The sequence below is a fragment of the Flavimobilis soli genome (genome assembly GCF_002564025.1).
In the GTDB taxonomy this organism is placed as follows: domain Bacteria; phylum Actinomycetota; class Actinomycetes; order Actinomycetales; family Cellulomonadaceae; genus Flavimobilis; species Flavimobilis soli.
Map to the genome: position 1 here is coordinate 2143812 of NZ_PDJH01000001.1, position 24742 is coordinate 2168553.

Annotated in this window: 23 protein-coding genes; 15 read left to right on the forward strand and 8 right to left on the reverse strand. The window is 74.0% G+C overall.

The window, feature by feature from the left end; translation table 11 throughout:
* Positions 1-18 precede the first annotated feature (18 nt).
* The 4 genes from ATL41_RS09740 (at position 19) to acs (ending at position 5458) form a co-directional block, all read left to right on the forward strand.
* The gene (locus tag ATL41_RS09740) at positions 19-627 is read left to right on the forward strand and encodes a DUF5666 domain-containing protein (protein ID WP_098458299.1); all 609 of its coding nucleotides are present in this window, start codon (positions 19-21) and stop codon (positions 625-627) included.
* Positions 628-965: 338 nt separating this feature from the next.
* Positions 966-2351, forward strand: a complete 1386-nt coding sequence (locus ATL41_RS09745; protein ID WP_098458300.1) for an NAD-dependent malic enzyme — start codon at positions 966-968, stop codon at positions 2349-2351.
* Positions 2352-2404: 53 nt separating this feature from the next.
* The gene (locus ATL41_RS09750) at positions 2405-3253 is read left to right on the forward strand and encodes a formate/nitrite transporter family protein (protein ID WP_098458301.1); all 849 of its coding nucleotides are present in this window, start codon (positions 2405-2407) and stop codon (positions 3251-3253) included.
* A gap of 186 nt (positions 3254-3439) precedes the next feature.
* Positions 3440-5458 carry an acetate--CoA ligase gene (acs, locus tag ATL41_RS09755; protein WP_219810386.1) on the forward strand — a complete coding sequence of 673 codons (2019 nt, stop codon included), beginning with the start codon at positions 3440-3442 and terminating at the stop codon, positions 5456-5458.
* Between the two features lie 82 nt (positions 5459-5540).
* Here the strand turns inward: acs and ATL41_RS13610 are convergent, their stop codons facing one another.
* The 4 genes from ATL41_RS13610 to ATL41_RS09775 form a co-directional block, all read right to left on the reverse strand.
* Positions 5541-6503, reverse strand: coding sequence for a methyl-accepting chemotaxis protein (locus ATL41_RS13610; RefSeq protein WP_281253871.1), 963 nt, complete (start codon positions 6501-6503; stop codon positions 5541-5543).
* Positions 6500-7054 (reverse strand): PAS domain-containing protein, encoded by a 555-nt coding sequence (locus tag ATL41_RS09765; RefSeq protein WP_098458304.1) that lies wholly within the window; start codon positions 7052-7054, stop codon positions 6500-6502. Before ATL41_RS09765 ends, ATL41_RS13610 begins: the two co-directional genes overlap by 4 nt.
* Before the next feature lie 118 nt (positions 7055-7172).
* Positions 7173-8105 (reverse strand): methyl-accepting chemotaxis protein, encoded by a 933-nt coding sequence (locus ATL41_RS09770; protein WP_098458305.1) that lies wholly within the window; start codon positions 8103-8105, stop codon positions 7173-7175.
* A complete protein-coding gene (locus ATL41_RS09775) occupies positions 8102-8650 on the reverse strand; it encodes a PAS domain-containing protein (RefSeq protein ID WP_098458306.1) in 549 nt (182 codons plus the stop codon). The genes ATL41_RS09770 and ATL41_RS09775 overlap by 4 nt, the downstream gene beginning before the upstream one ends.
* Before the next feature lie 144 nt (positions 8651-8794).
* Here ATL41_RS09775 and ATL41_RS09780 point away from each other — a divergent pair, with 144 nt between their 5' ends.
* On the forward strand, positions 8795-12238 hold the full coding sequence (locus ATL41_RS09780) for a bifunctional proline dehydrogenase/L-glutamate gamma-semialdehyde dehydrogenase (protein WP_098458307.1): 3444 nt from the start codon (positions 8795-8797) through the stop codon (positions 12236-12238).
* A gap of 163 nt (positions 12239-12401) precedes the next feature.
* Here ATL41_RS09780 and ATL41_RS09785 read toward each other — a convergent pair whose 3' ends face one another.
* Positions 12402-13205, reverse strand: coding sequence for an HAD family hydrolase (locus ATL41_RS09785; RefSeq protein WP_098458308.1), 804 nt, complete (start codon positions 13203-13205; stop codon positions 12402-12404).
* 167 nt (positions 13206-13372) lie between these two features.
* Between ATL41_RS09785 and ssd the strand changes: the two genes are divergently transcribed.
* The 10 genes from ssd (at position 13373) to ATL41_RS09835 (ending at position 20095) form a co-directional block, all read left to right on the forward strand.
* Positions 13373-14215: a septum site-determining protein Ssd gene (gene ssd, locus ATL41_RS09790; RefSeq protein ID WP_098458309.1), complete on the forward strand. Its 843-nt coding sequence runs from the start codon at positions 13373-13375 to the stop codon at positions 14213-14215.
* The gene (locus ATL41_RS09795; protein ID WP_245854740.1) at positions 14212-15525 is read left to right on the forward strand and encodes a TadA family conjugal transfer-associated ATPase; all 1314 of its coding nucleotides are present in this window, start codon (positions 14212-14214) and stop codon (positions 15523-15525) included. Before ssd ends, ATL41_RS09795 begins: the two co-directional genes overlap by 4 nt.
* 5 nt (positions 15526-15530) lie before the next feature.
* Entirely contained in the window at positions 15531-16211 is a 681-nt protein-coding gene (locus ATL41_RS09800) for a type II secretion system F family protein (protein WP_143556605.1), read from the forward strand.
* On the forward strand, positions 16208-16906 hold the full coding sequence (locus ATL41_RS09805) for a type II secretion system F family protein (protein WP_098458311.1): 699 nt from the start codon (positions 16208-16210) through the stop codon (positions 16904-16906). The genes ATL41_RS09800 and ATL41_RS09805 overlap by 4 nt, the downstream gene beginning before the upstream one ends.
* Positions 16907-17042: 136 nt before the next feature.
* Positions 17043-17360 carry a DUF4244 domain-containing protein gene (locus ATL41_RS09810; RefSeq protein WP_245854742.1) on the forward strand — a complete coding sequence of 106 codons (318 nt, stop codon included), beginning with the start codon at positions 17043-17045 and terminating at the stop codon, positions 17358-17360.
* Complete coding sequence (locus tag ATL41_RS09815; protein ID WP_098458313.1) at positions 17357-17713, forward strand: TadE family type IV pilus minor pilin; 357 nt, start codon at positions 17357-17359, stop codon at positions 17711-17713. Before ATL41_RS09810 ends, ATL41_RS09815 begins: the two co-directional genes overlap by 4 nt.
* On the forward strand, positions 17698-18105 hold the full coding sequence (locus tag ATL41_RS09820) for an Rv3654c family TadE-like protein (protein WP_219810387.1): 408 nt from the start codon (positions 17698-17700) through the stop codon (positions 18103-18105). Before ATL41_RS09815 ends, ATL41_RS09820 begins: the two co-directional genes overlap by 16 nt.
* A 63-nt stretch (positions 18106-18168) precedes the next feature.
* A complete protein-coding gene (locus ATL41_RS09825; protein WP_098458315.1) occupies positions 18169-18819 on the forward strand; it encodes a maleylpyruvate isomerase family mycothiol-dependent enzyme in 651 nt (216 codons plus the stop codon).
* Positions 18820-18887: 68 nt separating this feature from the next.
* Positions 18888-19322, forward strand: coding sequence for a MarR family winged helix-turn-helix transcriptional regulator (locus ATL41_RS09830; RefSeq protein WP_098458316.1), 435 nt, complete (start codon positions 18888-18890; stop codon positions 19320-19322).
* Positions 19319-20095: an NAD(P)H-dependent oxidoreductase gene (locus ATL41_RS09835; protein ID WP_098458317.1), complete on the forward strand. Its 777-nt coding sequence runs from the start codon at positions 19319-19321 to the stop codon at positions 20093-20095. Before ATL41_RS09830 ends, ATL41_RS09835 begins: the two co-directional genes overlap by 4 nt.
* Positions 20096-20137: 42 nt before the next feature.
* Here ATL41_RS09835 and ATL41_RS09840 read toward each other — a convergent pair whose 3' ends face one another.
* The 3 genes from ATL41_RS09840 to ATL41_RS09850 form a co-directional block, all read right to left on the reverse strand.
* Positions 20138-20767: a hypothetical protein gene (locus ATL41_RS09840; RefSeq protein ID WP_098458318.1), complete on the reverse strand. Its 630-nt coding sequence runs from the start codon at positions 20765-20767 to the stop codon at positions 20138-20140.
* Between the two features lie 561 nt (positions 20768-21328).
* The gene (locus tag ATL41_RS09845) at positions 21329-21973 is read right to left on the reverse strand and encodes a hypothetical protein (protein ID WP_098458319.1); all 645 of its coding nucleotides are present in this window, start codon (positions 21971-21973) and stop codon (positions 21329-21331) included.
* A 192-nt stretch (positions 21974-22165) separates the two neighbouring features.
* The gene (locus tag ATL41_RS09850) at positions 22166-24736 is read right to left on the reverse strand and encodes a DEAD/DEAH box helicase (protein ID WP_098458320.1); all 2571 of its coding nucleotides are present in this window, start codon (positions 24734-24736) and stop codon (positions 22166-22168) included.
* Between the last annotated feature and the right edge of the window lie 6 nt (positions 24737-24742).

Genomic DNA, 24742 nt, shown 5'->3' on the forward strand with positions numbered 1-24742 from the left:
CTCGAACACGGAGCAGAGATGAACCACGAGACCACGACGGCCGGCACGTCCCCCGAGGAGGTCCTCGCGCGCGAGCCCGAGACCCTGCCTGACGGCGGCCGTATCGTCTTCGCGAGCCGCAAGCGACCGACGACGACCATGGTGCTCGTCGCCGTCGTCGCCGGCGCGGTCCTGTTCGCGGGCGGCGTGCTCACGGGCAAGGCCGTGGGCGGCGACGACGCGGGGGCCGCCCCGGGCTTCGCGGATGGCGCGCGCCCGCAGATGCCAGGCAACCTCCCGGACGGGGCGGCGCAGGACGGCGGCACGCCCGGGCGGGGCGGCATGCCCGCCGGCTTTCCCGGCGGGACGAGCGGGGAGATCACCGCGATCGGTGACGGCACGCTCACGCTCACGACGAGCGACGGCACGGAGGTGACGGTCACGACGTCCGACGACACGGACGTGTCGGTGGTCGACGACGGCGACCTGGCGGACCTCGCGGTCGGGGACACGGTGCGCGTGAACGGGACGACGGAGGACGACGCGGTCGAGGCGTCGAGCATCGTCGCGGGCGACGTGTCGACGATGTTCGGCGGAGGCTTCGGAGGAAGCGGCATGCCGGGAGGGGACTTCCCGCCGGCGCAGTGACGGCGCCCGGGAGCAGGGTTCCGGGACGGTCGGCGCGGGCCTCGGTGCACGCCCCAACAATCCACCGTAGGCGCTCCCGAAGCAAAAGACCAGGGCCCGAGAGCCTTGATATTCCGCGGTTCTCGGGGCGAGACTGGAGTCACAACAGCACAGAGGAACAGGCGGAACCCACGCGCGACCAGTCCACGCATAGGACCTGTGAACGGGGCCACTGCCCTCGACACAGCACACTGCACGCCTGATAACCCCTGTTCCTGCTGACCGGACGGCGTCCCGCTTGGGACGCCGTTCGTGTGCCCGGCCTGGCTGGCACCGTGGCCCGCGAGCACAATGAAGGCATGAGCCCAGCGCCGAGCGTCTCGTCGTCCATCACCGCGCGCCTCCACGTCGAAGCGAGGCCGACCGTCGTCAGCGAGCTGACGACCGTGATCGAGCAGCAGGGCGGTCTCGTCACCGGCATCGACGTCACCGAGTCCGGCTCTGCGCGCATGACGGTCGACGTCACGTGCGCGACGAGCGGCGACGCCCACGCACAGCGGATCGTCGAGGCGCTGCGCCACGTCGCCGGCGTCGAGGTCGACCGGGTCTCGGACCGCACGTTCCTCCTGCACCTCGGCGGCAAGCTTCGCATCGAGCCGACGTCGCCGATCCGCAACCGCGACGACCTGTCGATGATCTACACACCCGGGGTCGCGCGCGTGTGCGAGGCGATCGCCAAGGAGCCCGACGACGCGCGTCGCCTGACGATCAAGCGCAACACGATCGCCGTCGTCACGGACGGCACGGCCGTGCTCGGGCTCGGGGACATCGGTCCGCTCGCCTCGCTGCCCGTCATGGAGGGCAAGGCGGCGCTGTTCAAGCGGTTCGCAGGGATCGACGCCTTCCCTGTCGCGCTCGACACGACAGACGTCGACGAGATCGTGCGGACCGTCAAGGCGATCGCCCCCGTGTTCGCGGGCATCAACCTCGAGGACATCTCGGCGCCACGATGCTTCGAGGTCGAGCGGCGGCTGCGCGACGAGCTCGACATCCCTGTCTTCCACGATGACCAGCACGGCACCGCGATCGTCGCGCTCGCGGCGCTCCTCAACGCGCTCGCGGTCGTCGGCAAGGAGCTCGAGTCCGTGCGGATCGTGCTGTCGGGCGCGGGGGCGGCGGGCACGGCCGTGCTCAAGCTGCTCCTGGCGGCAGGCGCGAAGGACGTTGTCGTCGCGGACATCGACGGCGTCGTCCACACGGCGCGGCCAGGCCTGACGGAGCAGCTGCGGTGGACGGCCGAGCACACCAACCCGCGAGGGCTCACAGGAACGCTCAAGGCCGCCATGGCTGGCGCAGACGTCTTCATCGGCGTCTCCGCGCCGAACGTGATCGACGGTGACGACGTCGCGACGATGAACGACGACGCGATCGTGTTCGCGATGGCGAACCCCGCACCGGAGATCGACCCGGTCGAGGCCGCGAAGCACGCGGCGATCGTCGGTACGGGCCGCAGCGACTTCTCGAACCAGATCAACAACGTGCTGGCGTTCCCCGGGGTGTTCCGCGGGCTGCTCGACGCGCAGTCGTCCCGCATCACCGACGAGCTCCTGCTCGCCGCCGCCCGCGCGCTCGCGTCGACCGTGCACCCCGACCAGCGCAACGCGACCTACATCGTGCCGAGCGTGTTCAACCCTGACGTGACGACCGTCGTCGCGGAGGCCGTCGCGAGCGCCAGCAGGGCCTGACTGCAACCCGAAGGTCCCACGAATCTGCGCCGTCCGCCCCGCATCGTGGAGATGTGCTGAGCATCGACGAGACCATGTCCTATCAGGCGCAGTCGGCGGCCACCAAGGTCGCCTTCACCCGCCGCCCCATCGCATACACCGTCCAGTCGATGCTGGCGGGCTCGTACATCGGGATCGCCGTCGTGCTCATGGTCTCCGCAGCGGGCCCCTTCCTCGCAGCCGGCTCGCCCGCGACCAAGCTGGTCCAGGGACTCGTCTTCGGCGTCGCGCTGACCCTCGTCTTCACGGCCGGCGGCGAGCTCGTCACCTCGACCATGATGACGATGACGCAGGGCGCATACTCCCGCGCCATCAGCTGGTGGGAGGGCGGCCGCACGATCCTCTTCTGCTTCTTCGGCAACATGCTCGGCGCATTCGCGTTCGGCGGCATGGTCCACCTCACCGGTCTCCTGGACCGGTCCACCCCGGCCGGTGCGATGCTCGCCAGCATGCTCGAGGGTAAGTCCCACGAGGCTGTCCCTGAGCTGTTCTGGCGCGGCGTGCTCTGCAACATGCTCGTCTGCCTCGCCATCTGGTCGAGCGTGCGGCTCACGAGCGAAGGCGCGAAGCTCTTCACGATCTTCTGGTGCCTGCTCGCCTTCATCACCTCCGGGTTCGAGCACGTCGTCGCAAACATGACGTCCTTCGCCGTCGGCCTCATGTCTGGGCTCCCCGAGACGTCGTGGGCGGAGTTCGCGCGGAACATGACCGTCGTCGGTCTGGGCAACCTGGTCGGCGGGGCCGTCGTGGTCGGGCTCGCCTACGCAGTCAGCGCCTCCCGCGACCGTGCACCGCAGACGGTCGACGCGGTCGAGCTGCCCGCCGAGGGACCGGAGGCGGCCAGCGCGGCGGCGCTCGTCTGACCCTCGTCTGCGAAGCGCTTTCACCCGTCGTCGAGGAGTAGACCGCGAGGCCGGACAAGATGAGCCGTGGCGTCTGCGAGGTCGCGATGTTCAAGCTCTGACGGACTCGTGCGATGCGTCGGGGTCTAGACTCCCGACAGGGACCTAGGTCCCGACGCACCAACGACGATGCGCACCGGAGGGCCGATGACGACCGACGAGAACGTCCAGGACCAGCAGGGCGCTGCGGCGCACCAGCCGGGCCTGGAGAACCTGCTCCACGAGACCCGCTCCTTCCCGCCGTCGCGCGAGTTCGCCGCGCAGGCCAACGTCCACAAGGACGCGTACGCCTGGGCCGCTGCCGACCGTGTCGCATTCTGGGCCGACCAGGCGCGCGAGCGGCTCTCGTGGCGCAAGCCGTTCACCGAGACGCTCGACTGGTCTGACGCCCCCGTCGCCCGCTGGTTCGCCGACGGCACGCTCAACGCCTGCTACAACGCCGTCGACCGGCACGTCGCTGAAGGCCGCGGCGACCGCGTGGCGCTGTACTTCGAGGGCGAGCCCGGTGACACCCGCACCCTGACCTACGCCGACCTGCAGCGCGAGGTCTCCCGCGCGGCCAACGCCCTCGCGTCGCTCGGTGTCACCACGGGCGACCGCGTCGTCATCTACCTGCCGATGATCGTCGAGGCCGTCGTCACGATGCTCGCGTGCGCGCGCCTCGGCGCCCCGCACTCGGTCGTCTTCGGCGGCTTCTCGGCGGACGCCCTGCGCTCGCGCATCCGCGACGCCGAGGCCAAGGTCGTCGTGACCGCCGACGGCGGCTTCCGCCGCGGCGCGCCCTCGGCGCTCAAGCCCGCGGTCGACGAGGCCCTCGCCCCGCGCGACGGCGAGGAGACGACGGTGACGAACGTCGTCGTCGTCCGCCGCACCGGTCAGGACGTCACGATCGAGCCCGGCCGCGACCTGTGGTGGCACGAGCTCCTCGAGACGGCCGACGTGCTCCACGAGCCCGTGTGGGTCGACGCGGAGCACCCCCTGTTCATCCTGTACACCTCCGGTACCACCGGTAAGCCGAAGGGGATCCTGCACACGACCGGCGGGTATCTCACGCAGGTGGCGTTCACGCACCACGCGGTGTTCGACCTCAAGCCCGAGACCGACGTCTACTGGTGCACCGCCGACATCGGCTGGATCACCGGCCACTCGTACGTCACGTACGGCCCGCTCGTGAACGGCGCGACCCAGGTCATCTACGAAGGCACGCCCGACTCGCCGCACCAGGGCCGCTGGTGGGAGATCGTCGAGAAGTACAAGGTGACGATCCTCTACACCGCGCCGACCGCGATCCGCACGTGCATGAAGTGGGGCGAGGACATCCCCGGGCGCTTCGACCTGTCGAGCCTGCGCGTGCTCGGTTCGGTCGGCGAGCCCATCAACCCCGAGGCGTGGATGTGGTACCGCCGCGTCATCGGCGGCGACCGCACCCCGATCGTCGACACGTGGTGGCAGACGGAGACGGGCGCGATCATGATCTCGCCGCTGCCCGGCGTGACCGCGACCAAGCCGGGCTCCGCTCAGGTGCCGCTCCCCGGCATCGCCGCGACGGTCGTCGACGACGAGGCGCACCCCGTGCCCGACGGCGGTGGCGGCTACCTCGTGCTGACCGAGCCGTGGCCGTCGATGCTGCGCGGCATCTGGGGCGACCTCGAGCGGTTCAAGGACACGTACTGGTCCCGCTTCCCGGGCATCTACTTCGCGGGCGACGGCGCCAAGAAGGACGAGGACGGCGACATCTGGCTGCTCGGCCGGGTCGACGACGTCATGAACGTCTCCGGCCACCGGCTGTCGACGACGGAGATCGAGTCGGCGCTCGTGTCGCACGAGGCCGTCGCCGAGGCGGCGGTGGTGGGTGCGGCCGACGAGACGACGGGCCAGGCCGTCGTCGCGTTCGTCATCCTGCGCGAGGACGCCGCCCAGGCCCTCGGCACGGACGACCCGGACCAGATCGTCGAGGTGCTGCGCAGCCACGTCGCGAAGGAGATCGGCCCGATCGCCAAGCCCCGCAAGGTGCTCGTCGTGGCCGAGCTGCCCAAGACCCGCTCGGGCAAGATCATGCGCCGCCTGCTGCGCGACGTCGCCGAGAACCGCACCGTCGGCGACGCGACGACCCTCGCGGACTCGTCGGTGATGGACCTCATCTCGAAGGGCCTGAGCAAGCCCTGAGACCTCGCACGGCGACGGACGGGCACCCCGCGGGGTGCCCGTCCGTCGTCGTGCGCGCTCGCGTGCGCTCGGACGCGACGCGCTAGAGGATCGCGCGCAGCGCGGTGAGGAACTCCCCGACGTGCCCCTGCAGCTCGTCCGTCGCCGACGCCAGGCTCTCCGAGGTCGAGCCCTGCGTGCGTATCTCGAGGTCCTCGACGCGCGCGTGCATGTCGCCCACCGACGCCGCGATCTGCTCGAGCGACGCCGCGACGTCGGAGATCGCGCCGTGCGCGTCACCGAGCTGCTCCTCGACGCGCGTCGAGGCGGCAGCCGTCTGGTCGGCGAGACGCTTGACCTCGTCCGCGACGACGGCGAAGCTCCGCCCGGCAGCGCCCGCGCGGGCCGCCTCGATCGTCGCGTTGAGCGCGAGCAGCCGCGTCTGCGCCGCGATGTCGCTGATCAGACCGATGACCTGCGCGATCACCGCCGCCGACTCGGTGAGGTGCGAGACCGCGGCCGTGCCGTGCTCGCTGTCCGCGAGGAGCGTGTCGACGTCCTCCGAGATGCCGCCGACGGCGTCGACGATCCCGTGGGCGGTGTCGCCCACATGTCGCGCGCTGCCCTGCACGTCGCGCTCGAAGTTCTCGACGAGGGCGCGGCGCTCGTGCACCTGGGCGAGGCGGGCGTCGCGCTCGGCGATCGCCTCGCGGGCTCGGTCGATCGTGCGGGCGTGCTGCCCGAACGCTCCCGGCAGGCCGCGAACGAGGAGCCTGCGCTCGCGCCGCCCCTCGGCGGACGCGGTGAGCGACGCCGCGGCCTCGCGGGCGAAGCCGTCGGTCACGTCGACGAAGCGGTTGAGGTCGGTGCGCAGGCGTGCGACGTCGAACGTCCCGGTGCTCGGCAGCGGACCGAGGCGTGGCTCGACGTCCCCGTCGGCCCAGCTCCGCACGACCGACGCGACCTGGTCGAGGACGGCACGCAGGGCCGCGTTCTCTGCCTCGAGCCGGGCGACCCGCTCGGACGGGCGCGGGCGCAGCCGCCGCAGGGCGGCCGGGGCGCTCACAGGTCCCCCTCGAGGGACCAGAGCCACTCCTCGTACGAGAGGCCCTGCGAGTCGAGGTGCTCGGTGAGCCAGGCGAGCGACGCCTCGGCGCCCTCGCGGCGCGGGCGGCCGCGCTCAAGCTCGCGCATCCGCGCGTAGAGGTCCCGCACGGGCGGGATCGCGTCGCGGCTCGGGGCGCGTCGCGTCGAGTGGTAGGCGACCACCGCGCCGCTGCGGTCCCGGGTCGGGGTGACGTGGGCGAGCACCCAGTAGAAGGGGCCGTCGATCGCGCGGTTGAGGACGTACGCGAAGATCTCCTCGCCTGCGCCGAGCGTGTCCCACATGAGGCGGAAGACCCCGCCGGGCATGTCGGGGTGGCGGATGAGGTTGTGCGCGCGGCCCGCGACCTCGGTCTCCGACGCGCCCGAGACGCGGAGGAAGGTCTCGTTCGCGTACGTGATGTGACCGCGCAGGTCGGTCTTCGTCACCACGAGGTCGTCAGGGGCGAGACGGCGCTCGGTGGCCGCCTCCGTCGGGTGCGGGCGCGTCTGGACGTCTGTAAGTGCTGGCATGGCTTCCTCGCCGAGAGCAGTGGGTGTCGGTCGGCACCTACGGCCACATCGGCGGGGAGGAGCGGTTTCGCGATAGGACCTTGCGTTACGACTGCGTTAAGTAACTGCAGGTCAGAGGCTATTTTTCCTGGAGCTCGGCGAGGAAACGACGGACGTGCTGGTCGAGCGAGGCAGCCGTGCTGGCGAGCGACTCGTCGCCGGCCCCGGTCGCACGGTCCGAGAGCTGGTCGACGTCGCCCCGCATCGTCCCGACCGAGCCCTCGATCTCGCCGAGCGCGCGAGCGACGTCCTCGATCGCGGCGCGCGAGTGCGAGAGGTTCTCCTCGACGCGGGCGGACGCCTGCGCCGTCTGGTCCGACAAGCGCTTGACCTCGTCGGCGACGACGGCGAAGCTGCGGCCCGCCTCGCCGGCCCTCGCCGCCTCGATCGTCGCGTTGAGCGCGAGGAGGCGCGTCTGCGCCGCGACGTCGGTGATGAGCTTGATGACCTGCGAGATCACCGCCGCCGACTCGGTGAGGCGCGCGACCGCGGCGGTGCCGTTCGTCGTGTCAGCCTCGAGCGTCGCGACCGACCGGCCGAGCTCGCCGACCGTCTCGGTGATCGTGCCGGTCGTCCCGCGCACGTGCTGCGTCCCGCTGAGGACGTCCCGCTCGAAGTCGCTCGCGAGCGCGGCGCGCTTCGTCGTCGCCTCGGCGAGCTGCTCGTCCCGGCGTGCGATCGACTCGCGGGCCTCGTTGATCGCCTGCGCGCTGCGGCGGAACGCGCCCGGCAGCCCGCGGACGAGGAGCTTGCGCTCGTGCTGGCCCGCAGCCGCGGACGTGAGCGCGGAGGCGGACTCGCGGAGGAACCCGTCGGTGATGTCGACGAGCATGTTCACCGCGGAGCGCAGGGCGTGCGTGCCGGCGCCCGGGACGTCGGGCAGCGGGGCGACGCGGCGCTCGAGGTCGCCCTCGGCGAGGTCCTCGAGGGTCGCGGTGACCTCACGGACCACCCCGCGAAGGGCCGTGTTCTCGGCGCGCAGCGCCTCGAGCTCGTCGGTGCGGCGGATCATCGGCCCTCCAGCTCCCAGACCCACTGGTCGTACGTGAGGCCACGCTCGGCGAGGTAGTGCGTGAGCCACTCGAGCCCGGCCGCGGCGGCTGCCTTGCGCGACGAGCCGACCTCGGCGGCCCGCATCTTCGCGTACACCTCGGTGACCTCGGGGATCGCGGCCGCGCGGGGCGCGCGGCGCATCGAGTGGTAGCCGACGGCGACCTTGCAGCCGTCGCGGACGTCGCACGACTGCGTGACGTAGGCGAGCACCCAGTAGCCGACGCCGTCGAGCCCGCGGTTGCGGACGTACGCGAACAGCTCCTCGCCCGCCTGGGCGCGCTGCCAGAGCAGCGTGAAGATGCCGCCCGGCATCTCGGGGTGGCGGATGATGTTGTGCGGCCTGCCGAGCGCCTCGTCCTCGGTGAGCGCCGAGAACCTCAGGAAGGTCTCGTTGCAGTAGGTCAGCCGCCCCTGCAGGTCCGTCTTCGTGATGATGAGGTCTTCCTCGGCCAGCACGCGGTCTGGAACGGTCGTTCGCGTCGTCGCGAGCGTCGCGGTCGTCATGGAGCCCCCTAGTCGGACGAGCCCGGTCAGAAAGGGCTCTGTCATTATGGTCGGACGTCCGCTCCACGTGTTGAGGGATCGCGTCTTGCCGACGCGGGGCCCGGACGAGGAGCGCCGTCGCGCTCCCGGCGGCATGATCGGAGCATGCGGACCTTCGACGACCTGGTCCCGGACGCTGAGGCTCTCGCCCGCGCCTGGATGCACGCCGCGCAGGAGGGGGCCGCCGCCGAGACGACGCGTGAGCGGCGCACCACGCGCCGTCTCGCGCGGCTCGTCGCCGACCCTGACGGCCTCGAGCTCGCCCTGCGCTTCGTCGACCGCGTCGTCCGCCCGCGCGACGACGCCGTCGCCGCACGCGAGCTTGCCCGGCTGCGCGGTCTGCCGAGCACGTTCCTGTCCGTCGTCGACCGCACCATGCTCGGAGCGGGCGCGCTCACGGCACCCGCACTGCCGCGCATCGTCGTCCCGGCCGCGCGGGCGCGCCTGCGGAGCCTCGTCGGGCACCTCGTCGCCGACGACGGCCCGCGGCTCGGCGAGCAGGTCGCGCGCCTGCGGGAGCAGGGTTTCCGCGTCAACGTGAACCTCCTCGGTGAGGCCGTGCTGGGCGAGCAGCAGGCTCGCGAGCGCGCGCGCCGCCTCCTCAAGCTCGTGCGGCGGCCAGACATCGACTACGTGTCCGTCAAGACGTCGTCGGTCGTGCCGCAGATCTCGACGTGGGACACGGAGGGCTCGCGCGACCGCGTGCTGCGCCGGCTGCGGCCGATCGCCCGCGCCGCAGCGGCAGACGGGACGTTCCTCAACCTCGACATGGAGGAGTACCGCGACCTCGAGCTCACGCTCGAGGTGTTCGAGGCGCTCGCCGACGACCCGGGGCTCGCGCCGCTGTGCCTCGGCGTCGCGCTGCAGGCGTACCTGCCGGACGCGTCGGACGCGTTCGAGCGCGTCGCGGCCGTCGCACGACGCCGTCGCGCGGCCGGGGGAGCGCCCGTGAAGGTGCGTCTCGTCAAGGGCGCTAACCTCGCGATGGAGCACGTCGAGGCGGAGCTGCACGGCTGGCAGCCGACGCCGTACCCGACGAAGGCGGACGTCGACGCGTCCTTCCTCGACCTCGTCGACCGCGCGCTCACGCCGCGCCACCACGGCTGCCTGCGCGTCGGCGTCGCGAGCCACAACCTGTTCCACGTCGCGCTCGCGCACCTCGTGGCGGTCGAGCGCGGCGTGACCGACCACATGGACGTCGAGATGCTGCAGGGGATGGCGCCCGCGCAGGCGCGCGTCGTGCGTGAGGCCACGGGGAGCGTCCTGCTCTACCTCCCCGCGGTCGCGCCCGAGGACTTCGACGTCGCGGTCGGTTACCTCGTGCGACGGCTCGAGGAGAACGCCGCGCCGCAGAACTACCTGCACGCCGCGTTCGCGGCGCCCGAGGCGATGAGCCTGCAGCAGGCGGCGTTCCGCGAGGCCGTCGCCCGGCGCGGCGAGGTCAGCCGCACGCCCCGGCGCCTCGCGCCTCCCGAGCCGCCCGCAGGCAGCCCGGCGCACCCGGACCACCCCGCGCACGCCGCCCACCCCGACCGGGGGCCGTTCCGCAACGCGCCCGACTCCGACCCCGCCCTGCCCGGGACGCGTACCCGCGCGGCGACGCTCGTCGACGGCGCGACCGACGCGCGCCTCCTCGCGAACCTCCCCGCGGCGACGTACGTGCTCTCGGCCGACGACGTCGACCAGGTGGTCGAGCGGGCGACCGCCGCGGGCGCGGCATGGGCCGCGGCCGCCCCGGACGTGCGGGCCGTCGTCCTGCGCGACGCCGCGAACCGGCTCGAGGACCTGCGCGGCGACCTCGTCGCGACCGCCGTCCACGAGGCTGGCAAGACCGTCGCCGAGGCCGACCCGGAAGTGAGCGAGGCCGTCGACTTCGCCCGCTACTACGCGCTGTCCGCCGAGGCGCTCGAGGACGACCCCGACGCGACCTTCGAGCCCGACGGCGTCACCCTCGTCACGCCGCCCTGGAACTTCCCGGTCGCGATCCCGTGCGGCTCGGTCCTCGCGGCGCTCGCAGCCGGGTCGGCGGTCGTCGTCAAACCGTCGCACGTGACGCCGCGCTGCACGCAGGTCGCGATGTCCGCCGTCCGTGGCGCGCTCGTCGCCGCAGGCTTCGATGCCGACACGGTCCAGGTCGCGCTCGCCCTCGAGGGCGAGCTGGGACGCGCGCTCGTGACGCACGACGGCGTCGGGCGGATCATCCTCACCGGCTCGATCGACACGGCACGCACGTTCGCGCGGTGGCGCCCCGAGGTCGACGTGCTCGCCGAGACGTCGGGCAAGAACGCGATCGTCGTGACGCCGTCGGCCGACGTCGACCTCGCAGTGACCGACGTCGTGCGGTCGGCGTTCGGGCACGCAGGGCAGAAGTGCTCGGCGGCGTCCCTGCTGATCCTCGTCGGTTCGGCGGGGACCGACGATCGGCTGCGGCGCCAGCTCGCCGACGCCGTGACCTCGCTCGCGGTGGGCTGGCCGACCGACCTGGGCACCGTCGTCGGGCCGCTGACCACGCCCGCCGAAGGGAAGCTGTGGCGCGCCCTGACGACGCTCGAGGAGGGCGAGTCGTGGCTCGTCGAGCCGCGCCCGCTCGACGTCCCGCCCGCGGGCCTGGGCGAGGGACGCTGCCGGCTGTGGACGCCCGGCGTGCGCTCGGGCGTGCGGCCCGGGTCGTGGTTCCACCTCACCGAGGTGTTCGGGCCCGTGCTCGGCGTCGTGCGCGTCCCGACGCTCGACGACGCGATCGACGTCCAGAACGCCGTCGCCTTCGGCCTCACCGCGGGGCTGCACAGCCTCGACGAGGCGGAGATCGCGCACTGGAAGGAGCGCGTCGAGGCGGGGAACCTGTACGTCAACCGGCACACGACCGGCGCGATCGTGCAGCGGCAGCCGTTCGGCGGGTGGAAGGAGTCGGTCGTCGGGCCGGGTGCGAAGGCCGGAGGCCCGCACTACGTCGCGCAGCTCGGGCGGTGGCACGACGCCGAGGACGTCCCCGGCCGCACGGCCGAGCCCGAGGAGTGGCTCCAGCGGGCGCTCGCGTCCGACGAGCGCGCCTGGGCAGATCGTTTCTCGCGCGAGCACGACCCGAGCGGGCTCACGGTCGAGAGCAACGTCCTGCGGTACGTGCCGCTGCCGGACGCGGTCGTGCGCGTCGGCGCCGGGGCGTCACCGGTCGAGGCGCGCCGCGTCGTCGCGGCGGCCGAGCGGTGCGGTGTGCCCGTGACCCTGTCCGTCGAGCCCGGGTGGGAGGTGCCCGCCGAGGTGCGCCCCGCCGACGGTGCCGGGCACGGGTCGCGGACCGTGCGCGAGGTACGCGTCGAGGACGCCGCAGCGTTCGTCGACGCCGTCGGGGACGGGCGCGTGACCGGGCGCGTGCGCGCCCTGGGCGAGACCCCCGGCCTGCGCGCTGCGGCCGCGCCGTGGGTGGGCCGGACGACCGTGCTCGACTGCCCCGTCGTCGCGTCCGGTGAGCGCGAGCTGCTCGCGTTCCTCCGCGAGCAGGCCGTCTCGACGACCCTCCACCGCTACGGCCACGTGCCGGCCCGCCGCTGAGCGCTGCCGCGCTCCCCGGGCGCGTCACCCGGGCTCCTGGTGCTTCCCGCCGAACGCCTCCTGGACTCCCGCTGGTTCCCGACGGATCGCCCGTGGGCACGCGTGACGTGTGCACCGGGGCGATCGGTGGGCAGAGAGGGGCGGGAGAGAGGCGGGGCGCGCCTCAGCGGCGACGGCGCCGGGCGACCGCCCAGACGATCGCGGCCGTCGCGGCGACGGCCACACCCGCGGCGAGGGCCGACGTCGTCCGCGTGAAGAACGGGCGCAGCGCGACCGGGCGCGTGAACGTGAGGTTCCCCCAGCCGTTCTCCGCCGCCTCGCGGCGCAGCGTGCGGTCCGCGTTCACGGTGAACGCGTGGCCGACAGTCGAGAGCATCGGCACGTCCGTGATCGAGTCGGAGTACGCGTACGAGCCGTCGAGGTCGTAGCCGCGCCTATCCGCGAGCTCGCGGATCGCGACAGCCTTGTTCTCGCCGTACGCGTAGAAGTCGATGTTGCCGGTGTACCGGCCGTCGACGACCTCCATGCGCGTCGAGATCACGTGGTCCGCGCCGAGCGCTGCGGCGATCGGCTCGACGACCTCCGCGCCTGACGCGGACACGATGACGACGTCGCGCCCCGCCGCGTGGTGAGACGCCATGAGCTCGACCGCCTCGGCGTACACGTACGGGTCGATGAGGTCGTGGAGAGTCTCCGCGACGATCTCCTCGACCTGTGTGACGTCCCAGCCCGTGACGAGCGAGGAGATGTTGGCCCGCATGCGCTCGGTCTGGTCGGCGTCGGCGCCGCCGAGCATGAAGAGCAGGTGGGCATATGCGCTGCGCAGCATGCCGCGGCGCGAGAGGAGGCCGCCCGCGAGGAACGGGCGCGAGAAGGCCGAGACCGACGACGTCGCGATGACGGTCTTGTCGAGGTCGAAGAACGCCGCGGTCGGCGGCGTCCGTCGGGCTGGCGGGCGGGCGTCCACGGCACGAGCGTATCGGGTCGCTCCCGTGCAGGTCCGGCGGCTGCCCACAGGGCGTACGGGGCGGTGCGCGGGCCCTCAGGCGCGCTTTGTCGCCGGCAGTCGGGCGATCGCGACGCCGACCCTGGCAGGCGTGCCCGGCCGGGCACGCTGCAGACGGGAGGCGGGCGATGCGGGACTGGACGGGGGTGCCGGGACGAGACGCGGGGGCAGGCCGAGCGGACGGGCCAGCGGCGGGCGAGGCCGTGGTCGGCGTGTGCGGCGCCCGTGGCGGGGCCGGGGCGAGCACGTTCGCAGCCGCGCTCGCGAGAGCGAGGCACCGCCGCGGCCCGCACCCCGCCGTGCTCGTCGACCTCGACGATGCCGGGGGAGGGCTCGACGTCCTCCTCGGCGTCGAGGACCAGCCCGGCATCCGCTGGCCCGACCTGCGCGACGCGCGGGGCGACGTCCCCGCGCGTGAGCTCGTCGGGCTCCTGCCGCGCTGGGGCGACGTGCCCGTGCTGTCGGGGGACCGCACGCGGCGCGAGCCGGTCGACGACGACGTGCGCCGCGACGTGCTGAGCGCCCTGCGCCACGAGGCGGCGCTCGTCCTCGACCTTGGGCGACCGGGTCCGGGTCAGCCGTGGTGGGGCGGGGACGAGTGCGACGCCGTGCTCGTCGTCGCACGCAAGGACCTGACGTCGGTCGCAGGGGCGCTCGGCGTAGTCGCCCGCGCGCGGGCGGCCGAGGCGTACGTCGCGCTCGTCGTGCGCGGTCGCGCGCCCGCCGGGCTCACCGCCGGGCAGCTCGGCGCCGCCCTGGACTGCCCGGTCACGGCCGAGATGCGCTCGGAGCGCACGCTCGCCGCCGCGGTCGAGCGCGGCGTCGGACCGTGCGGGGTGCGGCTGCACCGCGCGGCAGCGCGGGCGCTCGAGCACGTCGTGGCCTCCGCGCCCGCGCGGGCCGCCACCGTCCGCGGGCCCTGGTCCCTCCGCGCGGCCGTCCCGGAGCGCCCCGCGGGCAGGATCGCGTGACCGTGCCACGACCCGCGACGGCCGACGCGACGCTCGTCGCGGACGTACGGGCCCGTCTGGGTGCCGCCGCGCGCGACGGGGACCGGGCCGACGTCGGCTCCCACGTCCGCGACGCCCTGCGCAGCCGAGGTGCGGTGCTCGGGAGCCGCGCGCTCGAGCAGGTCGTCGCCGATGTCCGCGCGCACGTGCTCGGTGCGGGGCCGCTCCAGCCTTTCCTCGACGACACCGCCGTGACCGACGTGCTCGTCAACGGGCCCGGTGACGTGTGGATCGACCGGGGCGCCGGGCTCGAGCCGGTCGACGTCGACCTCGGGGGAGCGGCCAGCCTGCGCGAGCTCGCGGTGCGGCTCGCCGCCGCAGGCGGGCAGCGGCTCGACGACGCGTCCCCGCTCGTCGACGCACGCCTGCCCGACGGCACGCGCCTGCACGCCGTCATCGAGCCCGTGTGCACCTCCGGAGCCGTCATCTCGCTGCGCGTCCTGCGCAGCGCCGTCCTCGGCGTCGACGCGCTCGACGCCTCCGGCGCGTTCCCGACCGGCGCGCGGCAGACGCTCGAGGCGCTCGTGCGTGCACGCGCCAACGTGCTCGTGTCCGGAGCCACCGGTACGGGCAAGACGACGCTGCTCGCCGCGCTCCTCGCCTCCGTCCCTGCTGAGCAGCGGATCGTCTGCATCGAGGAGGCGCGCGAGCTCGCTCCCGCGCACCCGCACGTCGTGCACCTGACCGCGCGGCAGGCGAACGTCGAGGACGCGGGCGAGGTGACGCTCTCCGCGCTCGTCCGGGCCGCGCTCCGGATGCGCCCCGACCGCATCGTCCTCGGCGAGTGCCGAGGCCCCGAGGTGCGCGACATGCTCCTTGCGCTCAACACCGGCCACGAGGGCGGCTGGGCGACCGTGCACGCGAACTCGCCCGGTGACGTGCCCGCGCGCCTCGACGCGCTCGCAGGGCTCGCGGGCATGACCTCGGCGTCCATGGCGGCACAGGCTGCGAGCGCGCTCGACGCCGTCGTCCACCTGCAGCGCCGCGGACGGCGGCGGCAGGTCGCGGGGATCGGCGCCGTCGTGCGCGACGGCAACCGGCTGGTCGTCCAGGACGCCCTGGCGTGGGACGAGCGCGGCGAGCCTGTGCGCGGGCCGGGGTGGGAGCGGCTCGCGGAGCGGGTGGGGCTGCTCGAGCCTGGCGTGCCCCCTGCGCACGACGGTCCTGCGCACGGCGGTCCTGCGCACGGCGGTCCTGCGCACGGCGGTCGTGCGCGGGCCTGGCCGTCGCCCGGGCTGACGGTCTCCCCGCTGAGGGCAGGGCTCGCGTGACGGCGTTGGCCGCCGTGCTGGTCGCACTGACCGCCGCGCTCGTGACGTGGCGGCGCCGCGGCTCGGCCGCACGGCTCCAGGCCGTGGCGCGACCCGTCGTCGCGGGCGGCCCTGCGCCGGCGGGCCGCGACGCCGACCCGGGCGTCCCGCTCGACCGGCTCGTCACGGAGGTCGCGACGATGTTGCGTGCGGGCGCCCCGCCCGCGTCCGCGTGGGCGCGCGTCGGGGTGCTCGCCGACATGTCCGGCGTCCCCGACGCCCAGGCTCTGCGCGCGCGGTGCGCCGGCGGTCCGAGCACGGGACGCGCGCGCTGGTGGGTGCGCCCGGTCGATCGTCCCTCGCCCGACCGGCACGTCGCGGGCGTCGTCGCAGGCTGTCGCGTCGCCGCGGACGTCGGTGCGTCGCTCGCCCCGGTTCTCGACGGCGTCGCTGCCGCGGTCGTGCGTGCTCGCGAGGGGGAGGCGCGGCGGGCTGCCGCGCTCGCCGGTCCACGCGCGACGGCGCGCCTGCTCGGCTGGTTGCCCGTCGGCGGGCTCGCCGTCGCCGCGCTCCTCGGTGCGGACGCTGGCTCCGGGACCGGGCGGGGGATCACGACGCTGTCGGTGGGCCTGGGCGTGGTGCTCATGGTCGCCGGCCGGGCCTGGACACGACGCCTCGTCCGGGACGCCGCGGGGGTCCACGGATGACCCTCGTGGCGAGCGCCGCGCTCGGAGGTGCCGGGGCTCCGGGACTCACGGGCGCAGGCGTCGCCGACCTCGTGCTCGGCCTGGCCGTCACAGCAGGGCTCCTCGGCGCGGTCGTCCCGTGGCGCGGGCTCGGGAGCGGGCGCCGGCTGCGGTCGGTCGCAGGCAGCGGTGGTCGTCGGGACAGCGGCGGGGTCGCGGCGGACGTGAGGGAGAACCACGAGGTCGATCTCGGCGTCGTGCTCGAGCTGCTCGCCGTCGCGCTGCGCGCGGGGACGTCCCTCCCGCGCGCTCTCCGCGTCACCGGCGAGGCCGTCGCGGGGACCGACGGCGCCCGGTTGGCTCGCGCGGGGAGCGCCCTCGAGCTCGGAGCGTCGTGGGAGGAAGCCTGGCAGCCGCCAGAGGGCGCCGCGGCGCGGCGCGGTGGGCCCTTCCGACGTCGCCCTGCGGGCTCCGACCGCGTCGTCGCGCTCGTTCGAGACGCCCTTCGCCCGGCGTGGGTCGAGGGCGCGGCACCGGGCCCGCTCCTGCACGCGGCCGAGGCACGCCTCGCGCACGACGACGCAACCGCCACGCAGGTCGCTGCCGAGCGGCTGGGCGTGCGCCTCGTCCTCCCGCTCGGCACGTGCCTCCTGCCCGCGTTCGTCCTGATGGGTCTCGTCCCGGTCGTCGTCGCACTCGGGCGGGGCCTGCTGTGAGAGGGCCCCGTCCACAGGGGGGCTGCGGCGTGCGGTGACCACCACCGGGCGGGGCAGGGGCGCGCGGTGCCGACACGGCCGAGGGCAGGCTCGGTCCGCGGCCGACCGGCCGTGACCACGGATGGACGGAGGAACCATGAGCATCACGACCAGCACGATCGCTGCGCCGGGGCGCCCCGCAAGGTGCGTGACCGCCCCGAGCGCGACCCTGCGGAAGCAGGCTCGGCGCGAGCGCCGTACGACCACGAGGGTCGGACGGGTCGCGGCGAGGGCCCGAGCACGGTGGGGGCGGGCCGTCGCCCACGGCCGCGACGCGGGGCTCGCGACGGCCGAGTACGCCGTCGTCCTGATCGCGGCGGTCGGCTTCGCCGGGCTGCTGCTCGTGATCCTCTCGTCCAACGAGGTCCGCGGGACGCTCCTCGGCCTCGTCCAGAGAGCCCTCGCGGTCGGATGAGGCGAGCGCCCCGGGCGGCCGGGCCGCACGGCGACTCGGGCGCCGTGACGGCGGAGCTCGCCGTGCTGCTCCCGACGGTCGTCGTGCTGCTGCTCGTGCTGCTCGTCGTCGGGAGCGTCGGGATGACCCTGCTCCAGGTCGCAGGCGCCGCGCGTGCGGGGGCACGCGCGGCGTCGCTCGGCGAGGACGCTGCTGCGGTGACGAGCGCGGCCCGTCGGGTCGCGGGCGACGCCGCTGCTGTCCGGACCGACGGCTCCGACGGCTGGGTGACCGTGCTCGTGAGCCGCGGCGTCGGGACGGGATGGCTCTCGTTCGACGTGACCGGCACGTCGACCGCGTGGGTCGAGCAGTGACCGCGTCCGGCCGCAGCGGCGGGGACGAGGGGTCTGCGGCCGTGCTCGTGCTCGCCCTCCTCGGGGCCGCTGCCGCGCTCGTCGCGGCAATCGCGCTCCTCGCGGGAGCGCACGCCGCACGGGCCGACGCGCAGGCGGCGGCCGATCTCGCCGCGCTCGCAGCAGCGCAGCGCCACGCGCTCGCACGCGCGGGGGCGTGCGAGACGGGCAGGGAGGCCGCGGAGCGGAACGGTGCCCGCCTCGCCTCGTGCGTCGTCGCCGGCGACGGTAGTGTCACGGTCAGCGTCGAGGTCGACCGGTCCGGCGTCTCGGGAGCTGCCGTGGCGACTCCGGTCGGCGCGACGGCCCGCGCAGGTCCGTCCTGGCTGCGAGCCGCACGAGCGGGCACGTGACCCGGCTGGCGCGAACGAGGCACGGCCGCCACCAGTACGGCCGGCATGACGCAGGGGGGACGTATGGGCACCGACGACCGAGACGGCCTCTGGGGCCACGTGCACGCCGAGAGGAGCGCGCTCGCGGACGACCTCGCCCGCCTCACGCCGGAGCAGTGGCGCCACCGCACCCTGTGCGGGCAGTGGGACGTCGAGGACGTCGTCGCGCATCTCGTCGCTGCCGCACTGACGGGACGGTGGGGATGGATCCGCAGCATCGTCGGTGCCCGCTTCCGGCCGGACGTGCACAACGAGCGGCGCATCGCCGAGCACAAGGGACGCACCCCCGAGGAGACTCTTGCCCGGTTCCGCGCCGCCGTGAGCAGCACGATCGCGCCGACCGGGCACACCGCGGCCTACCTCGGCGAGGTCGTCGTCCACGCGCAGGACGTCCGTCAGCCGCTCGGCCTCCTGAGCCAGCCGAGCGTCGACGCGCTCACCCCGGTCGCCGAGTTCTTCGCGAAGCAGGACTTCGCGGTCTCGAGCCGCAAGGTCGCTGCCGGTCTCGAGCTCGTCGCGACGGACGGTCCGTTCCGCGCAGGCAGCGGTCCGCGGGTCGAGGGCCCGACGTTAGCCCTGGTGATGGCGATGGCCGGGCGACCCGCCTACCTCGGTGAGCTCGACGGTCCGGGCCTGGACGAGCTGCGATCGCGCGTCGCTCCCGGGGACGGGTGAGGGCGCCTCTCGACCGGAGATGATGTCAACCGGTTGACACCCAAGTTGTCAACCGGTTGACTCATGTCATGAGCAGACGCCTCAGCTACTCGATCAACGAGCTTGCCGCTGCGATGAACGCCTACGCGGACCGCGTGCTGCGGGCCAGGTGGGGCATCACGATCAACCAGTTCACCTTCCTCGCCGTGCTCGAGGAGGGGCAGCCGATCGACGTGACCCGCCTCGCCGAGTGCCTCGGCGTCACCAAGGCAGCCGTGAGCAAGCGCGTTCCCGTGCTCGTCGGCAAGGGGCTCGTCCAGACGAGCGCGGACCCCGCGAACGCACGCCGCGTCGTCCTGACGCTGACGGACGACGGCCTGAAGCTCGCGCGCGAGGCAGGTGACGTTCTCGAGGCCGAGCTCGAGCAGATGTTCGTCGACCGCCCCGACCTCGACCTCGAACGGCTCTATGCCGATGTGCACGCCCTTCTCGACATCGTCCTGTCCAAGGAGACCGCGCCATGACCTCGACCACGTCAGCCCCGAACGCGCGCCCCTCGATCCTCGTCGTGCTCGGCCACCCGCGCAGCGACAGCCTGTGCGCCGCGATCGCCGACTCGTACGCCGCTGGTGCCCGCGCCGCTGGCGCGGACGTGACCGTCCTGCGCCTCGGCGAGACAGACTTCGACCTCGCCTCGCGCGTGCACAGCCTCCAGCGGTGGCTCGGGCCCGACCAGGACCCGGCGCGCGAACCCGAGGTCGAGGCGATGGTCGCGGCCGTCCACGCAGCCGACCACATCGTGCTCGTGTTCCCGCAGTGGTGGGGCACCTACCCGGCGATCCTCAAGGGGTGGATCGACCGCGTGATCCTCTCGCGCTCAGCCTTCTCCTACCGATCGGGGTCCTCGCTGTGGGACAAGCACCTCACCGGGCGTACCGCGCGGATCATCATGACGATGGACAGCCCCGGGTGGTGGGACACGATCCGGTATCACCGCGCCGCGATCCGGTCGCTCACGCACGCAACCCTCGGCTATTGCGGCGTGCGGACCATCCGCACCACCCGCCACGCCCGCGTCCGCTTCTCGACCCCGGAGCGCCGGGCCGCGTGGATCGCCCAGGCCGAGCGACAGGGAAGGGCCGACGGCGCACGTACGCCCAAGGTCCGGCGCGCTGCGCGTCCGGCCGCCGCGAAGCTGACGTCGCAGCAGCCCGTCGCCGAGGCGACGTCGCAGCCGCTCGCCGCGGAGCCGATGTCGCAGCCGCTCGCCGCGGAGCCTGCGCTCGACCGCGACTAGCGCCCCGCGACGACGGTTCCCACAGGCAGGACGGGCGGCTCGTCAGGGGCGTCCGAGCAGCTCGGTCGGCGGGATCGAGCCGCGGCGCTGCATCTCGGTCGCGGCGCCCGTCGTCTCGAGCGTGATGCCGAGCTGGTCGGCCGCCTCCTCGAGCGACGCGAGCGACAGCGTCTCGACGTGGACCTGCGACTGGAACGTGAACGATCCCTGCGACGACGCGAACGTGAACCGGTAGTAGCGCTCGATCCCGCCTCGCTGGCTCACCGTGAGGACCGCGTGGATCCGCGCGTGCTGGCCGTGCGGGACGACGATCGAGCGCGCGCGGCCGAGCATGCGCGACCGAATGATCCGCAGGCCTGTCGGTACGACCTCGTAGTCGACGAACCCGTGCTGCGAGGTGCCTGTGCGCAGCGCGACGTAGAGGCATCTCAGGCCGATCGCGCTCGCGACCACGCCGACCGGGTAGACGAGGCGCGTGGGGAGTCGCAGCTCCCACCCCGTCCAGCGGGCGACCCTGCTCGTGCTCTCGAGGAGCTCCGACGGCCCCGTGAACGCGCCGTACGTCTTCGACAGGCTCCAACCGAGGGCCAGCAGGGCGAAGAACAGCAGGAACCACAGCGCCCGCCTCGGCCCCCTCGCCGTGAAGACGATCCCGGGCCTGATCTGGTGCACGACTGCGCCCCCCTGCGTCCGACGGCCGGTCTGCGCCGGCTGGTCTGCGCCGGCTGGTCTGCGCCGGCTGGTCTGGACCGGCTGTGCGAAGACTACCGCGCCGTCGTGCGTGGCCCGCGGCCGCCGTCGGGCGCTGCGGCCACCGATGCGCGCGGCCGCTCGCGAGTCCGTCAGTACCGGCTCGAGTCCGTCAGCCCCGACTGACGGAGTCGGGCCGGGAGTGACGGACTCGGCGCTGGGCCCAGGGGGGGCGACCGGTTCGGCTGGGAGTGACGGGCTCAAGGTCGGGACGCGCCAGGACGCGGTTGGCGGATGCGCCTGCGGCCCGGGTCGAGGTAGCCGCGTCGGGGTAGGGCCGACGGCGCACGCAAGCACAAGGTGCTCCGCGCCCTGTTTCCGGCCGTGGAGCCGACGTCGCAGTCGGTCGCCGAGCCGGTCCGCGACCGCGGCTAGCGGCTCACGACGCCGTGCCCACCGCAGCCCTCAGCCGCGCTCGGCTGCGCGCAGCCCCACGTGGGCCCCGCGGGATCAGCACCCGCGCTCAGGACGTGAGGGTGCCGCTCAGGACCTTCCGAGCAGGTCGGTCGGCGACGTCGAGGTGTCGCGCTGCATCTCCTCGGCAGCGTCGGTGACGTTCAGGGTGATCCCGAGCTGGTCGGCGATCTTGTCGAGCGGCGCCATGGACAGCTTCTCGATGTAGATCGGTGCGTCGAACGAGAACGAGTCCGCTCCAGAGGAGAACGTGAAGCGGTATCGCCGTTCCAGACCACCACGCCTGGAGAGCGTGAGCCCCGCGTCGATGTCGAGCTGGCCTCCCAGGCCCACGACGAGCGACCGTGTGCGCCCCCAGGCCCGGCGCCGGACGATCCGAAGCCCTGTCGGGACGACCTCCTGCTCGACGAAGCCGTAGCGGTGGCTCGTTGTGCGCCAAGAGATGTACGTGCCCCAGAGGGCGACCGCGAAGACGACCGAGGACGCGACGAAGATCATCCGGTCGGAGACGGTGACGCTCTCGAGCCCGAGCGCGGACTTGGCGAGCTCGGGCGCGACTCCTGTGATCTCGGACGTCGCGTCCGGTGCCGCGAACGCGCCGAGAGCCATGGTGAGCGACCCGGCGAGCAGGATGACGATGAAGACCAGCAGGGCGAGCGTCGCTCTGCTCGCCCTCCTCGGCCCGACGATGATTGCTGGCCTGACCTGGTGCATTGCCTGGATCCTCCCCCCTGCGACGTGCCGAGCGGTCCTCGGCTGCGCGAACACTATCGCTGTGACGCCCAGACGCGCGGCCACCACCGGGCTGTGTCGCAGCGTGTGGTCCGGAAGCGAGTCCGTCAGCCCCGACTGACGGAGTCGGGCCGGGAGTGGCGGACTCGGCGCTGGGACCAGGGGGTGACGGGCTCAGGGCTGGGGCGTGCCAGGACGCGGTCGGCGGATGCGGCCGCGGCCCGGGTCGAGGTCGCCCTCGGCGCCCTCACCGTCGCGCACGACCCGGGGCGTGGGGGTGCAGGCGAGGACGACGTCGAGCAGCCGCACCGCGGCGTCCTTCTCGAGCGGGTTGTTCTGCGAGCCGCACTTGGGCGACTGCACGCACGCGGGGCAGCCGCTCGCGCACGGGCACGCGGCGATCGCTTCGCGGGTCGCGCGCAGCCAGGTCGCGCCGAGCTCGTAGCCGCGCTCCGCGAAGCCGGCGCCGCCGGGGTAGGCGTCGTACACGAAGACGGTCGCGTGCTCGGTGTCGACGTGCAGCGCGGTCGAGACGCCGCCGAGGTCCCAGCGGTCGCACGTCGCGAGGAGCGGCAGCAGGCCGATCGACGCGTGCTCGGCGGCGTGCAGCGCGCCGGGGACGGTCTCGGCGGTGAGCCCGGCGGCCTCGAGGACGGCGGCGGGCGCGGTCCACCACACGGCGACGGTCGACAGGGTGCGCGGCGGCAGGTCGAGCTCTTGCGAGCCGACGACCTCCAGCCCGGGCAGCCGACGCTTCGTGAAGCTGATGACCTGCGTCGTCACGTCGACCTCGCCGACGCCCCACGTCACGGGCGCGGGTCCCGAGTCCCAGGTCCGGGACCGCAAGGTGTTCTGCACGGCGATCGTCGTCACGTCGTGCGACCACGTGCCGTAGTCGACGTCGCGGCGTCGCACGAGCGCGACGTGGTCGGTCAGGTCGAGGTGGTCGACGACGAACGTCGCGCCCTGGTGCACGTACACCGCGCCGTCGTGCACCGAGCCGTCCGCGGCGGGCTGGTCGATCGTGCCGAGCATGCGGCCCGTCGCGGCCTCGACGACGCGGACGGGCTGCCCCCCTGTGCCGCGCAGGTCGGTGAGCTGCGACGCGGGCTCGGGGTGCGTCCAGAACCAGCCGGTCGGGCGGCGGCGCAGCGCCCCGCGTGCGGTGAGGACGTCGAGCACCTCGGCCGCGTGCGCACCGAACGTGTCGAGCTCGTCGGGGCGTAGCGGCCGCTCGGCTGCGGCCGCGCACAGGTGGGGCGCGAGGACGTGCGGGTTGCCGGGGTCGAAGACGGTCGCCTCGAGCGGTGCGTCGAGGATCGCCTCGGGGTGGTGCACGAGGTACGTGTCGAGCGGGTCCTCGCGGGCGACGAAGACGACGAGACCGTCGGCCCCCGCGCGTCCGGCGCGGCCGGCCTGCTGCCAGATCGACATGCGGGTGCCGGGCCATCCGACGATGAGGACGGTGTCGAGCCCGGAGATGTCGACGCCGAGCTCGAGCGCGTTCGTCGTCGCGAGGGCGCGCAGCGCACCTGTGCGGATGGCGCTCTCGAGCGCGCGCCGCTCCTCGGGGAGGTACCCGCCGCGGTACGCGGCGACGGAGTGCTGCAGCGCGGGGTCCACCTCGCGCAGGGCGCGCTGGGCGCTGAGCGCGACGGACTCGGCGCCGCGGCGCGACCGGGTGAAGGCGAGGCTGCGGGCGCCCGCGCACGTGAGGTCGGCGAGGAGGTCGGCGGCCTCGGCGGTCGCGGACCGCCGCGGGCGCTCCTCGACCTCGGGCGTCTCGACCCACCACTCGTCGGTGCCGGTGGTCGCGCCGTCGGGCCCGACGCCGGACGGCGCGACGACCTGGAAGCCCTCGAGCCCGGAGTCGACGGGTGGGAGCTCGGGCGGCTCCCACAGCACGAACGTGCGCGTGCCCGACGGCGCGGTGTCTGCGGTGACGGCGACGACGTCGCTCTCGTCGACGCCGACGAGGCGCGCGGCGCTGCGCGCGGGCTCGGCGGTCGTCGCGGACGCGACGAGGAAGACGGGGCCGGGCCCGCCCGAGTAGTGCTGGCACAGCCGCTTGAGCCGGCGCAGCACGAGCGAGACGTGCGCCCCGAACACGCCGCGGAACGCGTGCCCCTCGTCGACGACGACGTAGCGCAGCGACCGCAGGAACCGCACCCAGCGGGCGTGGCCGGGGAGCATCGAGAAGTGCAGGAAGTCGGGGTTGGTCAGGACGGCGTCGGCGTGGTCCTGGACCCAGCGGCGCTCGGTGAACGGTGTGTCGCCGTCGCACGTCGCGACGCGCAGGTCGCGCACGTCGGCGGCGCGCAGGAGGCGTTCGACGCCGCTGAGCTGGTCCGCGGCGAGGGCCTTCGTCGGGCAGAGGTAGAGCACCGAGCCGCGGGAGCGGACGTTCTCGATGCGGCTGAACGCGGCGGTGCCCTCGGCGGCGGCCAGGCTGTCGGCCCGGACGGACGTCAGGGCCGGGAGCCAGAAGGCGAGGGACTTGCCCGACCCGGTCGACGTGCCGAGCGCGGTGTGCCGTCCGTGCCACGCGGCGTCGGCCGCCTCGACCTGGTGGCGCCACGGACGCTCGACGCCGAGCGCGCGGTACCCGGCGACGAGCGCCGGGTCCGCCCACCGAGGCCAGTCCGCGTGGACGCCCTCGCGGGCGAGCAGGTGGGCGATGTGCGTCGCGCTCTCGGCACGACGACCCCCGGCGAGGAGGACGTCGAGGAGGTCGGGTGCGGGCACGGGCCA